Source organism: Novosphingobium resinovorum (assembly GCF_027922145.1).
GTDB lineage: Bacteria > Pseudomonadota > Alphaproteobacteria > Sphingomonadales > Sphingomonadaceae > Novosphingobium > Novosphingobium resinovorum.
In genome coordinates this window covers 344,894-357,477 of record NZ_BSFC01000044.1, presented here as the reverse complement: position 1 = coordinate 357,477, position 12,584 = coordinate 344,894, and the positions used below count along the sequence as shown (strand labels likewise).

Annotated in this window: 14 protein-coding genes and 1 tRNA gene; 12 read left to right on the top strand and 3 right to left on the bottom strand. The window is 66.4% G+C overall.

What is annotated here, in order from left to right; translation table 11 throughout:
• The first annotated feature begins 80 nt into the window (after nucleotides 1-80).
• The 5 genes from PKE80_RS24385 (at nucleotide 81) to PKE80_RS24365 (ending at nucleotide 4,633) form a co-directional block, all read left to right on the top strand.
• On the top strand, nucleotides 81-1,148 hold the full coding sequence (locus PKE80_RS24385) for an SPOR domain-containing protein (protein WP_271184698.1): 1,068 nt from the start codon (nucleotides 81-83) through the stop codon (nucleotides 1,146-1,148).
• Nucleotides 1,127-2,422: a DUF418 domain-containing protein gene (locus tag PKE80_RS24380; RefSeq protein ID WP_271184697.1), complete on the top strand. Its 1,296-nt coding sequence runs from the start codon at nucleotides 1,127-1,129 to the stop codon at nucleotides 2,420-2,422. Before PKE80_RS24385 ends, PKE80_RS24380 begins: the two co-directional genes overlap by 22 nt.
• Before the next feature lie 66 nt (nucleotides 2,423-2,488).
• On the top strand, nucleotides 2,489-2,683 hold the full coding sequence (locus tag PKE80_RS24375) for a (2Fe-2S)-binding protein (RefSeq protein WP_271184787.1): 195 nt from the start codon (nucleotides 2,489-2,491) through the stop codon (nucleotides 2,681-2,683).
• A gap of 72 nt (nucleotides 2,684-2,755) precedes the next feature.
• Nucleotides 2,756-3,244 carry a bacterioferritin gene (gene bfr, locus PKE80_RS24370; RefSeq protein WP_008829349.1) on the top strand — a complete coding sequence of 163 codons (489 nt, stop codon included), beginning with the start codon at nucleotides 2,756-2,758 and terminating at the stop codon, nucleotides 3,242-3,244.
• A gap of 234 nt (nucleotides 3,245-3,478) precedes the next feature.
• Entirely contained in the window at nucleotides 3,479-4,633 is a 1,155-nt protein-coding gene (locus PKE80_RS24365; protein ID WP_271184696.1) for an AI-2E family transporter, read from the top strand.
• Nucleotides 4,634-4,792: 159 nt separating this feature from the next.
• On the opposite strand, the gene der is transcribed toward PKE80_RS24365, so the two are convergent.
• Nucleotides 4,793-6,172: a ribosome biogenesis GTPase Der gene (gene der, locus PKE80_RS24360; protein WP_008833521.1), complete on the bottom strand. Its 1,380-nt coding sequence runs from the start codon at nucleotides 6,170-6,172 to the stop codon at nucleotides 4,793-4,795.
• Here der and PKE80_RS24355 point away from each other — a divergent pair.
• Nucleotides 6,171-6,359, top strand: a complete 189-nt coding sequence (locus PKE80_RS24355) for a hypothetical protein (protein ID WP_271184695.1) — start codon at nucleotides 6,171-6,173, stop codon at nucleotides 6,357-6,359. The genes der and PKE80_RS24355 overlap by 2 nt on opposite strands.
• Nucleotides 6,360-6,468: 109 nt before the next feature.
• Nucleotides 6,469-7,137 (top strand): CHAP domain-containing protein, encoded by a 669-nt coding sequence (locus tag PKE80_RS24350; RefSeq protein WP_271184694.1) that lies wholly within the window; start codon nucleotides 6,469-6,471, stop codon nucleotides 7,135-7,137.
• A gap of 65 nt (nucleotides 7,138-7,202) precedes the next feature.
• Here the strand turns inward: PKE80_RS24350 and PKE80_RS24345 are convergent, their stop codons facing one another.
• Nucleotides 7,203-7,532 (bottom strand): DUF3297 family protein, encoded by a 330-nt coding sequence (locus PKE80_RS24345; protein ID WP_271184693.1) that lies wholly within the window; start codon nucleotides 7,530-7,532, stop codon nucleotides 7,203-7,205.
• A gap of 78 nt (nucleotides 7,533-7,610) precedes the next feature.
• Here PKE80_RS24345 and PKE80_RS24340 point away from each other — a divergent pair.
• A tRNA-Val gene (locus PKE80_RS24340) sits at nucleotides 7,611-7,685 on the top strand.
• 59 nt (nucleotides 7,686-7,744) lie between these two features.
• Here the strand turns inward: PKE80_RS24340 and PKE80_RS24335 are convergent.
• A complete protein-coding gene (locus PKE80_RS24335; RefSeq protein WP_155986174.1) occupies nucleotides 7,745-7,948 on the bottom strand; it encodes a hypothetical protein in 204 nt (67 codons plus the stop codon).
• Between the two features lie 177 nt (nucleotides 7,949-8,125).
• Here PKE80_RS24335 and serS point away from each other — a divergent pair, with 177 nt between their 5' ends.
• The 4 genes from serS (at nucleotide 8,126) to PKE80_RS24315 (ending at nucleotide 12,453) form a co-directional block, all read left to right on the top strand.
• Nucleotides 8,126-9,406, top strand: coding sequence for a serine--tRNA ligase (gene serS / locus PKE80_RS24330; protein ID WP_271184692.1), 1,281 nt, complete (start codon nucleotides 8,126-8,128; stop codon nucleotides 9,404-9,406).
• 181 nt (nucleotides 9,407-9,587) lie between these two features.
• Entirely contained in the window at nucleotides 9,588-10,349 is a 762-nt protein-coding gene (gene surE / locus PKE80_RS24325) for a 5'/3'-nucleotidase SurE (RefSeq protein ID WP_008833525.1), read from the top strand.
• Nucleotides 10,349-11,431 (top strand): LysM peptidoglycan-binding domain-containing M23 family metallopeptidase, encoded by a 1,083-nt coding sequence (locus tag PKE80_RS24320; protein WP_271184691.1) that lies wholly within the window; start codon nucleotides 10,349-10,351, stop codon nucleotides 11,429-11,431. The genes surE and PKE80_RS24320 overlap by 1 nt, the downstream gene beginning before the upstream one ends.
• The gene (locus PKE80_RS24315; RefSeq protein ID WP_008833527.1) at nucleotides 11,428-12,453 is read left to right on the top strand and encodes a potassium channel family protein; all 1,026 of its coding nucleotides are present in this window, start codon (nucleotides 11,428-11,430) and stop codon (nucleotides 12,451-12,453) included. Before PKE80_RS24320 ends, PKE80_RS24315 begins: the two co-directional genes overlap by 4 nt.
• Nucleotides 12,454-12,584: the final 131 nt, after the last annotated feature.

Sequence of the window (12,584 nt, the reverse complement as noted above, 5' to 3'; positions counted from 1 at the left end):
TTAACGCTTTTAGCTTACCACAATCCGTGGTTCATGGGGATCCTGGACCTTCTACGGGGCAGCACCGGAACACCGACGACGTGAGCAAGATTCTCCCGATACTCACCGCCGCCATGGTGGCGCTCGCCGTGCCCGCATGGAGCGCGGGCCTCGCCGCCGACATGGCCGGAACCAGTGTAAAGGACGGCGTCGATGCGTGGTCCAGCGGCAATTACGACGACGCCGTGCGCATCTGGCAGCCGCTCGCCAACCAGGGCGACCCCGACGCGCAGTTCAACCTGGCGCAGGCCTACAAGCTGGGACGCGGCGAGCCGCTCGACCTGGCCCGCGCCGAGGATCTTTACGGCAAGGCCGCTGCCAAGGGCCATGTGCAGGCCGCCGACGCCTACGGCCTGCTGCTGTTCCAGCGCGGCGAGCGCCAGCGCGCCCTGCCCTATATCCAGAACTCGGCCGCTCGCGGCGATCCGCGCGCGCAATACATTCTCGGCGTCGCGCACTTCAACGGCGACCTCGTGCCCAAGGACTGGGTGCGCGCCTATGCGCTGGCCAGTCTCGCGCAGGCCGCCGGGCTCCCGCAGGCCAAGAGCGCGCTGGAGCAGATGGACCGCAACATCCCGCTGGCGGACCGTCAGAAGAGCGTCGTCCTCGCCCAGAAGATCGCGGCCGAAACGCAGGCGAACCTCCAGCGCCAGAGCGCCTCGGCCGAACTCGGCACCCGCCTCGCCATGGCCGAGCCGGTCCGCGCGCCAGAGGTGACCGAGGCGAAGCGCGCCGTCACCGAAGCCGCCCGCGCCGCCGGAACGAGCGATACCCTGCCCCGCAGCGCCGCTCCTGCGCCGGTCAAGGCCGCGCCGGTCAAGCCACTTGGGCCGCAACCGGCACCTGCACCCAAGCCCCCAGCACCAAAACCCGCAGCCTCCGGCCCGTGGCGCGTCCAGCTCGGCGCCTTCGGCGTTCCCGGCAATGCCGAGGCGCTGTGGGGCAAGATCAAGGGCCGCCCCGAACTCGCCGGTCATCCGCGCGCGCTGGTGCCCGCAGGACGGCTGACGAAGCTGCAGGCCACCGGCTTCGCCTCGAAGGCCGAGGCCGACGCTGCCTGTGCCCGCCTGACCGCCGGTGGCTTCGGGTGTCTGGCGAGCAGGGACTGACCTTCTCCGACCTCGCCGAAGAGGATGCGCCCGCCGCTGCCCCGGCGCGGCTGGAAACGCTTGACCTGATCCGCGGCGTCGCCGTGCTCGGCATCCTGGCGATCAATATCGCCGGGTTCGCCGGACCGATGATCGGCACGACGACGCCGACGCTCCTCCATCCCGTCAGCCCGCTGGACGAGGCCGCATGGGCGTTCAGCTTCCTGTTCTTCGAGGGCAAGATGCGGGCGCTGTTCACCCTGCTGTTCGGCGCCGGGCTGGTGCTGTTCCACGAACGCGCGGAGGCGGCAGGGCGCGACGGCGACCAGATCCAGCTGCGACGGCTCGGCTGGCTGCTGCTGCTGGGGATCGCGCATTACCTGCTGCTGTGGTGGGGCGACATCCTGTTCCTCTACGCCGCCTGCGGCATCGCGGCGCTGCTGATGCGCCCGCTCAGCGACCGCATGCTGCTGTGGATCGCCCTTGCCCTCTACTACGCCTGGCACATCTGGGGGATGTTCGACGCCGCGACCGCCATCGACGCCGAACACGCCGTGCGCGACCACGTCGCCACGACGGAGCAACTGCGCCTGCTCGCGGCCCGACTGCAGCCGATGTACGACTGGGCAGCGCAGGAAATGCACGAGGCCCGGCTTGGCTGGCTCGACCTCCTGCGGGTCAAGCTGGTCGAACGCCCCTTCTGGCAGATTCAGATGATATCGGGCTCGTTCTCCGAAACGCTGCCGCTGATGCTGATCGGCATGGCGCTCTATCGGGCCGGCTTGTTCGATGGAACATTGCGCCGCAAGCGCCTGATCGAAGTCTCGCTCGCCTGCACGTTCGCGGGGATGGCCCTGACCGTTATGTTCCTCGGCTGGGCCTGGCCGCGCCATTTCCCGGCCGTCGCCATGCAGGCCGCGCTCGTATGGGGGCTCGCCATGCCACACGTACTGGGCGGCGTCGGCTATGCCGGGCTGCTGGTGCTCGCCGCGCCCCGAATCGCGCCGACGTGGCTCGGCCGCCGCCTGATCGCCGCCGGACGAATGGCGTTCAGCAACTACATCGCCACCAGCCTCGTCATGACTTTCGTGTTCTACGGCTGGGGCCTCGGGCTCTACGGTCAGGTCCCGCCTGCACGGCAATGGCTGTTCGTGCTGGGCGGCTGGGCGCTGATGCTGGCGTGGAGCCCGGTCTGGCTGCGGCATTTCCGGCGCGGGCCGCTGGAATGGCTCTGGCGCTCGCTCGTGGAGCACCGCTTGCTTGACAATCGCCCGCTGAACAATCGCATAGCCTGATGCATTTTCGCTATTGCGATCTATTCGCACTCGCATATATTGAGCGAAGAACACAAGGATTCGCTCATGTACGTGTGCATCTGCAATGCCATCCGAGAGACCGAACTTCGCTGCGCAGCCCGCCGTGTGCGCGGCAATGCCGAAGCGATCTACGGCTCGATCGGTCGCACCCCGCAGTGCCGCCAGTGCCTGGACGAAGCCGAAGACATCATCGCCGACGAAGTTTCGTCCGCCGGAATGGGAATAGCTGCCGCCGCGTAATTCATGACCTGACTTGCCCGACTCGACATTGCCGGATATAGGCCGCGGCTCCAGAATAGGAGTTTCCGCGCGATGAAGGGCGACCTCAAGGTTATCGAGTTTCTGAACAAGGCGCTGTTCAACGAGCTCACCGCAATCAACCAGTACTGGCTGCATTATCGCATGCTAGACAACTGGGGCATCAAGAAGCTCGCCGAGTACGAGCGCCACGAATCGATCGACGAAATGAAGCACGCCGACGTGCTGGCCGATCGCATCCTCTATCTCGACGGCCTCCCCAACTTCCAGAACCTGGGCAAGCTGCGCGTCGGCGAAACGGTCGAGGAAATCCTCAAGGCCGACCTCGCGCTCGAATACGACGCGATCCCGATGCTCAAGGAAGCCATCGCCCACTGCGAGACCGTGCGCGACTTCGTCAGCCGCGAGATCTTCGCCCGCATCCTCGAGAGCGAGGAAGAGCACGTCGACTTCCTCGAAAAGCAGTTCGACATGATCGCCCGCATGGGCATCCAGAACTACTGCCAGCTCCAGAGCAAGCCGGCCGGCGAATCGGAATCCTGATTTGCTTGTGAGAATGCCCTGCGGGGCATTCTCATGCGGCACCGGCCCACGCCCCCACCCGACCTCCCATCTATGGTACGCTCGTGGGAGGTCGGGTGGGCCGGATGCTCGCATTTGGGGCCGGTGCCGCAAAATACGCCTGCGGCGGATTTACCGACAGACCCCAACGGGAACCGCCGCCGCTGCCGTCGTTTATCGGATGGCAGCGGCGGTTTTGCGTTGTAAGGGGTGGTAATGGGATCTGACGAAAAGCGTGGGTTACAGACCGAGGATGTCGGCTTCGCCGTCCTCGTGGTGCTTATTTCCTTGGCCGGGGCCTATCTGCTCGCCCCGTATTTCGGCGCTGTCCTGTGGGGCGTGGTCGCCGCGATCATGTTCCAGCCGATGACCGCGAAGCTCGCCGAACGGCTGGACGGACGCAAGAACCTTGCCGCCTCGATCGTTCTGTTCGGCCTGATCGCACTGTTCGTGGTGCCGACGATCCTGCTTGGCATCAGCATCGTCAACGAGGCGACGGTCCTCTACCAGAAGATCACCACCGGCCAGATCGACTTCGGCCGCATCGTCCAGCAGGTCCAGGGCGCTCTGCCGCACCGCGTGCGCAGCATGGTCGCCGAATTCGGCCTCAACGATTTCGAGACGATCCGCCGCCAGTTCGGCTCCAGCATCACCAGCGGCTTGCAGACGGTCGCAGGCCGGGTGCTGTCGGTCGGTCAGGGCGCGCTGAGCTTCGTGGCGGCACTGGGCGTGATGCTCTACCTCAGCTACTTCCTGCTGCGTGACGGCGACCGCTACGGCGAAATGGTGCGCACCAGCATGCCGCTCCACGCCGACACGCGCGATTCGCTGATCCAGAACTTCCTGCTCGTGGTGCGCGCGACGATGCGCGGCACCGTGGTCGTCGCGGTGGTGCAAGGGCTGCTCGGCGGGCTGCTGTTCTCGGTGCTGGGCATCGAGGGCGCGGTGATCTGGGGCGTGCTGATGGGGTTCTTTTCGCTGCTGCCTGCCGTCGGGACCGGCATCATCTGGGTGCCTGCCGCGATCTACCTCTTCGCTTCCGGCAACACTGTGCACGGCGGCATCGTGGTGTTCTGCGGCGTGTTCATCATCGGCATGGTCGATAACGTGCTGCGCCCGATCCTCGTCGGCCGCGACACCCGCCTGCCCGACTTTGTGGTGCTGATCGCGACGCTTTCGGGGCTGGAACTGTTCGGCCTCAACGGCTTCATCATCGGCCCGGTCATCGCCGCCCTGTTCATCGCGGTGTGGAACCAGCATCGCGACCGGCGCGAAGCCAAAGCCTCTGTGGCGGAAGGCTCGCCGATCCCGGTGCAGACCGAAGCGGGTGCGGCAAAGGCCATCGAGGAAGCAGTGGCGCATCCTTCATGACGCCCCGTCGTTCCGGACTTGATCCGGGACCGCTGGCACATCTTGAGGCGATAGGCCGCAGGCGCACGCAGCGACGTGGGCCGCTCATGGCCAGCGGTCCCGGATCAAGTCCGGGACAACGGAAACGACAAGGCCGGAGTTTATACCCCGGCCTTGCCCTCAGTCCTTCTTGAACGGGTTCTTTGCGCTGCGCAGGTTCAGGCGGATCGGCACCGATTCGAAGCCCAGTTCACGCCGCATCCCGTTGATGAGATAGCGCTTGTAGCTCTCCGGCAGCAGGTCGAGGCGGGTGCCGAAGACCACGAAGCCCGGCGGGCGGGTCTTCGCCTGGGTGATGTAGCGCAACTTGATGCGCTTGCCGCCCGGCGCCGGCGGCGGGTTGGCGCCCAGCGCATCGTCGAACCAGCGGTTGAGCGCCGAAGTCGGCACGCGCTTGCTCCACGCCTCGCGGATGGAGAAGGCCGCGGCGATCATCTCGTCCAGCCCCTTGCCGGTGCGCGCGGAGACCGCCAGCAGCGGCAGACCGCGAACCTGCGCCAGTCCATCATCCAGCGCGGCGCGAATGCCGTTGAACAGGCCCGAGGCATCCTCGGCCACGTCCCACTTGTTGATCGCGATCATCAGCGCGCGGCCCTCCTCCAGCACCTTCGACGCGATCGTCAGGTCCTGGTGCTCCAGCCCGCGCGTGGCATCGAGGAGCAACACGACGACTTCGGCGAAATCGATCGCATGGCGCGCGTCGGCCACGGCCATGCGCTCCAGCTTCTCGACCACGTTGGCGCGCTTGCGCATGCCGGCCGTGTCGATCAGGTGAACCTCACGCGTGTCCTGCGTCTTGGGGTCCGTCCAGTTCCAGTGGATGGTGATCGAATCGCGGGTGATCCCCGCCTCCGGCCCGGTGAGCAGGCGGTCCTCGCCCAGCAGCTTGTTGATGAGCGTGGACTTGCCCGCGTTCGGACGGCCGACGATCGCCAGCTTGAGCGGCGCGAGCAGGCGCGCTTCCTCGTCCTCTTCCTCGGGAAATTCGTCTTCGGGCGGCTGCAGCGGATCGAGGTGCGGCAACAGCGCCTCGAACAGGTCCGCCATGCCTTCGCCGTGTTCGGCGGAGACACCGATCGGATCGCCGAGGCCCAGCGAATAGGCTTCCAGCAGCCCGCCTTCGCCCGCACGGCCCTCGGCCTTGTTGGCAAGCAGGATCACCGGCACCGGCGAGGCGCGCAGCCAGTTGCCGATCTCCTCGTCGAGCGGGGTGAGCCCCGCGCGCGCATCGACCACGAACAGCGCGACATCCGCGGTCGCCAGCGCGGCCTCGGTCTGCTTGCGCATCCGGCCGGGCAGCGTCTCGGCCTCGTCGTCCTCCCAGCCGGCGGTGTCGACGATCTGGAATTTCAGGCCGATAAGCTCGGCATCGCCGAAACGACGGTCGCGCGTGACGCCGGGCTGGTCGTCGACCAGCGCCAGCTTCTTGCCGACGAGTCGGTTGAACAGCGTGGACTTGCCGACGTTGGGTCGGCCTATGATGATAACTTGGGGAAGCATGATTCCCACCGCTTGGGGATTTCCGGCGAATTTAGCAAGCTTTGCGGTGATTCGCGCTGCCCTGCCAAGAGCAGGACGCGTCGGCGTCAGCCCCGGCCACTTCGCGAAAAGCACGCCGATTACCTGCATTTACAAAGACATCAGGAAAAGGACGAAAATCCGCGTTAACGTCGATGCAATCGATTGATGCTCAATATTCGAGCCGATTTGAGCAACTCGACCGGAACCTTTCGGCCGCTCGTCGTTAACCAACCCCGGAAGACGCATGGCAATGTTCCGAGGGCAAAACGGCGTTCATGAGGGCTTTTCGATACATCACCGTTGCAGCGCTGGCTCTGGCGAGCGTGCTTCCCGCAACCGCCATGGCCGCAACCGCCATGGCCGCGACCGTCATCGACGCGGACGGCGCGCGCGACGGCGGCGCGGGCTCGGCCGTGAGCGTGCCCAATACCCCCGGCCACCTCGAATGCGTGCCTTATGCGCGCACCACTTCGGGCATCCAACTCTATGGCGATGCGTGGACCTGGTGGGGTCAGGCCAAGGGCCGCTACGCCACCGGCGGATCGCCGCGCGTGGGCGCGGTAATGGCGATCAAGCCGTTCAACAATTCGAAGCTCGGCCACGTCGCCACCGTCAGCCGCATCGTCGATGCGCGCACAGTGCTGCTCAGCCACGCCAACTGGTCGGTGCCGGGCGAGATCGAGCGCAACGTCACCGCGCTCGACGTCTCGCCGAACAACGACTGGAGCGAAGTGCGCATCTGGTACGGGCCGTCACGCAATCTGGGCAACACGCACTGGCCGGTCTCGGGCTTCATCTACAACGCCAAGCCCGGCACGAAGTTCAGGGATGCAGAGCCCGATCGCGGCGAAGTTCGCCTTGCCTTTGCCCGCGATGGCAGTCCGGCAAAGAAAAAGGGCCGCCGCAGCGACCCTATCGGCGACATTATCGCCGGGAAATTCTAACCCTCTCATCCCCCGGGAAGAGCGCGCCCTCGCCTATGCGACGGCGCGCTTTTCGTTCCGGGAGTTCAGTCTTTCTTCGCGACCGGCGGGTTCTCTCCGAGGTCTTCGTACCATGCCTCGACCGGCCCCATCAGCTTGACGGTAAGCGGATTGCCCTTGCGGTCGAGCGTCTTGCCCGCCTGAACGCGCACCCAGCCTTCGGAAATGGAATATTCCTCGACATTGGTGCGCACGGTGCCCTTGAAGCGGATGCCGACGCCGCGCTGCAGCTTGTCCTGATCGAAGAACGGGCTGCGCGGATTGATCGCGAGGTGATCGGGCGGCACGTCGGAACCGGCATTGGGCGTACCGGAGGCGACGGGGGCGGATTCGGGCGTGGTGTTATCTTCAGTCATGTCGCAGCGATTTATCTTGCATTCCCCGCTTGTCAATTCGATCCGGCCTGTCTAAAGGCGCGCTTCCGCTAACGGAGCGGGCGCGTAGCTCAGCGGTAGAGCACACCCTTCACACGGGTGGGGTCACAGGTTCAATCCCTGTCGCGCCCACCATCCTTCTCCAAGGATGGTGACTTCGCCTCCGGCGATCTTCCTGAAACTGATCTTGCGTCCTAGTCGGCCGGTGCCTTCTGCACGGCGCCCGGATCGGCACCGGGACGCTGCAGGACACCGATCGAGGTGGCGGCGATTCCCGCCGCGATCACGAACATCACGGCAAGCCCCGCCGCCATCCAGACGATCTTTCGCACGCCCTTGCGCGTGCCGGGCGAGGCGTGGCGTTCGTTCATCGGATCGTTCGGGTCTTCTTCGAGCAATTCACGCACTCCGGGTCCGACAGCCCTGCGGCGGCTGTCACCGGTGCAACGATCCCCTTGCCGCGTTGTTGCCGATTGCAATGTCGGGCCATAAGCACGTTTCAACGGCCGATCGGCGTCATAAACCGGCGCGGCGTCTTGCGGGCGCAACGCCCGCGCGGCATAGGCAGCGGCACTATGCACGACATCCGCCAGATCCGCGAAAATCCCGAAGCCTTCGACGCCGGCCTCGCCCGCCGGGGCGTAGCGCCCGTTGCCGCCAGCCTCGTCGCCCTCGACGAGCAGCGCCGCGCCGTCGCGACGCGCATGCAGGAAGGGCAGAACCGCCGCAACGAAGCCTCCAAGGCGATCGGCAAGGCCATGGGTTCGGGCGACACCGCCACGGCCGAGGCACTCAAGGCCGAAGTCGCGACGCTCAAGGATACCCTCCCCGCGCTCGAAGCCGAGGAGAAGGCACTTTCCGCGCAGCTTCAGGACGCGCTGGCGGGCCTGCCCAACATTCCCGTCGCCGAAGTGCCGGACGGCGAGGACGAATCGCAGAACGTCGAAGTCTCGCGCTGGGGCACGCCGCGCGAATTCGCCTTCACGTCCAGGGAACATGCCGACCTCGGCCCCGCACTCGGCCTCGATTTCGAAACGGGCGCGAAGCTGTCGGGTGCGCGCTTCACCTTCCTCAAGGGCCAGATGGCGCGCCTGCACCGCGCGCTCGCGCAGTTCATGCTCGACACGCAGACGGCGACCAACGGCTACATGGAATGCGCCGTGCCGCTGCTGGTCAAGGACGAGGCCGTCTACGGCACCGGCCAGTTGCCCAAGTTCTCCGAGGATCTGTTCAGGACCACCGACGGCCGCTGGCTGATCCCGACGGCCGAAGTCTCGCTGACCAACGCGGTCTCGGGCGACATCCTGAACCCCGAGACACTGCCCCTGCGCATGACTGCCCTCACCCCCTGCTTCCGCTCGGAAGCGGGGGCAGCCGGGCGTGACACGCGCGGGTTCATCCGCCAGCACCAGTTCGAGAAGGTCGAACTCGTCACCATCGCCAAGCCGGAAGAGAGCGAGGCCGAACACGAGCGCATGGTCAAGGCCGCCGAGGGCATTCTCGAAGCACTCGGCCTGCCCTACCGCAAGGTGCTGCTCTGCGCGGGCGACATGGGCGCGACGGCGCGCAAGACCTTCGACCTCGAAGTCTGGCTGCCGGGTCAGGCCGCTTACCGCGAGATCAGCTCGATCTCGAACTGCGGCGACTATCAGGCCCGCCGCATGAACGCGCGCTACAAGCCGGAAGGCTCGAAGAAGACCGAGTTCGTGCACACGCTCAACGGCTCGGGCCTCGCGGTCGGCCGCACGCTGGTCGCGGTTCTGGAGAACTATCAGCAGGAGGACGGCTCGGTTCTGGTGCCCGAGGTGCTCAAGCCGTGGATGGGCGGGATCGAGAAGCTGGAAGCGCTGGTCTGAGCGAGCACCCTTCCTCGTCCCACCCTTCCTCGTCATTGCGAGCATAGCGAAGCAATCCAGGGCAGCTCGATTCCGCCCTGGATCGCCACGGACCTGCGGCCCTCGCGATGACGAAAGAAAATACGGTGCCGCAACGGGTTCGCGTAGCCTCCCTTGCGCAACTATGGTTAAAGGCATGAATATGCGCATTCTCCTCACCAATGACGACGGCATCAACGCCCCCGGCCTCTATGTGCTGGAGAAGATCGCCGCGCAGCTTTCCGACGACATCTGGATCTGCGCGCCGAGCGAGGAACAGTCCGGCGCGGGGCACTCGCTGACGCTCACCCGCCCGGTGCGGATGCGCCAGCACGCGGAAAAGCGCTTCTCGGTGACCGGCACGCCGACCGATTCGGTGACGATGGGCCTGCGCAAGGCGCTGCCCGGACCGCCCGACCTGATCCTCTCGGGCGTCAATCGCGGCGCCAACCTCGGCGATGACGTGACCTATTCGGGCACCGTCTCGGCCGCGCTGGAGGGCGCGCTGGCGGGTATCCGTTCGATCGCGCTCAGCCAGGTCCCCTCGCGCGAGGACATGGGCGACGGCGTGGACTTCGCCGCCGCCGAGGCATGGGGCGCCAAAGTGCTGCGCCCGCTGCTCGATCAGCCGTTCGCGCCGCGCACGCTGGTCAACGTCAACTTCCCGGCGCTGCCCGCCGATGCGATCAAGGGCATTCGCGTCGTGCGTCAGGGCTTCCACGACTACGCGCGCGGATCGGTCGTCGAGGGCCGCGATCCGCGTGGTTTCCCGTATTACTGGTTCGGCCTCCACGGCATCGAGCACACGCTGGGCCACAACACCGACCTCGAGGCGATCTCGGAGGGCTACATTGCGGTGACGCCGCTGCACCTCGACCTTACCCACGACGCCTCGATGCAGGCGCTGGCGGAGCGTTTCGCCTGATGAAGCGCGCCCTCTTCCTCGCTGCCGCCCTTGCGAGCACGCCCGCTTATGCCGCCGCTCCTAAAGAGGAAGAGACGGTCCACGTCGTCGCGTCCGGCGAAACCCTGAACGGCATCGCCAACCGCGCGGGCGTTTCGACCAGCGCCATCGTCAAGGCCAACGCGCTCAAGGAACCTTACGTGGTCCGCGTCGGCCAGAAGCTGGCAATCCCGCGTGACGGCAAAGCCGCGCAAGTAGCCCGCGCTGCCGACACCGCAGCGCCTGCCGCGAAGAAGGTCGCCACCGCCGCCCGCGTGATCGAGGCTCGCACCCCGGCTGCCGCAGGTGCGCCCGAGTATGAGACCGAACACCTCGTCGCCACCGGCGAAACGCTCGGCGGTATCGCCGCGCGCGCCAAGGTGCCCCGCATCCTCATCGCCGAAGCCAACGGCCTGCAGCCGCCCTATGACGTGCGCGTCGGCCAGAAGCTGCGGATTCCGCGCACCGGCCGCCATCTGGTGAAGACCGGGGAAACCGGCTTCTCGATCTCGATGGACACGGCCGTGCCATGGGATCAGATCGCGCTCGCCAACAGCCTCGATCCGGCCTCGCCGGTGAAGCCGGGCCAGAACCTGCTGATCCCGACCCTGATCGAACCACCCAAGGGTGTCGCGAAGACCATCGTGCCCGCACCCAAGCCGGTGGTTGCGGCCCCGGCACCTCGCTCCGCGCGGTTCGCGTGGCCGCTGACCGGCACCGTGCGGCGCGGGTACATGACGGGTTCCGACTACCACGACGGCATCGACATTCCTGCCGCCAAGGGCACGATGGTCCGTGCGGCTGCTGCCGGAACCGTCAAGTTCGCGGGGGCAGAGAAGAACCAGTTCGGCAACCTCGTCGTGCTCGACCACGGCGACGGCTGGTTCACCGCCTACGGCTTCCTCAGCCGCGTCACGGTGAAGGAAGGCGCGAAAGTCGCCGCCGGGGAACGCGTGGGCCTGGTCGGTGACACCGGGCGCGCCAAGGGCAGCGAACTGCACTTCGAAGTGCGCCAGGACGGCCAGCCCGTCGATCCGCTGGGCCAGTTGCCCAAGGCTCCGTGAAGAAGCCGAAACTGCCTCCCAAGCTGGCGAAGCCGCTCAAGCGCGCGGTCGACCTGCCGGTATGGGCGGACCTTGGCCTCAGGCTGGGCGGCGCCTTCGCGCTGGTGATGCTTGTGGTGCTGCTCCACTGGATCGACCGCGACGGCCTCAAGGACACGCACGACGGGACCGTCAGCTTCCTCGACGTGTTCTATTTCACCATGATCTCGATCACCACGACCGGTTTCGGCGACATTGCGCCGGTCAGCGACAAGTCGCGGCTGATCGAGGCGGTCATCGTCACGCCGATCCGCTTCGCGGTGATCTTCATCTTCGTGGGCACCGCCTACAATTACTTCATCAAGCATAGCTGGGAGAGCTGGCGCATGAAGCGCATTCAGGAACGCCTGTCCGACCATGTCGTCGTGCTGGGCTTCGGCGTCAGCGGCTCGCAGGCGGTACAGGAACTGATCGCGCGCGGCACCGACCCGGCCTGCATCGTCGTCGTCGATCCTTCGGCGGGACGGCTGCGCCATGCCGAGCAGCAGGGCTGCAACGTGCTCGAAGGCGACGCCACCCGCGACGAGACGCTGGCCGCCGTGAGGATCGACGCTGCGCGCACGATCCTCGTCTCGGCGGGGCGCGATGACACCTCGATCCTGATCGTGCTGACCGCGCGCCACCTCGCGCCCGGCGTGCCGATCACGGTGGTGGTGCGCGCCGACGACAACGAACTGCTGGCGCGGCAGGCGGGCGCGGACAACGTCATCAATCCCGTGCGCTTCACCGGCCTGCTGCTGGCAGGCTCGGCGGAGGGGCAGCATATCGCCGAGTACATGTCCGACCTCGCCTCGGTGGATGGGCGGGTGCAGCTGGTCGAACGGCCCGTGCGCCCGGAGGAAGTCGGCAAGTCTCTGGATCAACTGGCCACCGGCAAAGGCGTGCGCATCTATCGCGGCGAGCAGTGCATCGGCTTCTGGGAGCCCGGCGCGAAAGTGCTGGAGGCCGGCGATCTGATCGTGGAGATCGCGGTCACGCCTTGAAGTCTATTCTAAAGTTATCGCAGCAAATCTCGTCATCCCAGCGCAGGCTGGGACCGCTAACCGCAAAAAACCTGCGTAGCGTGAGGGCGCTTTGACGAGGGTTGGGCGCACAGCCGCCAGCGGTCCCAGCC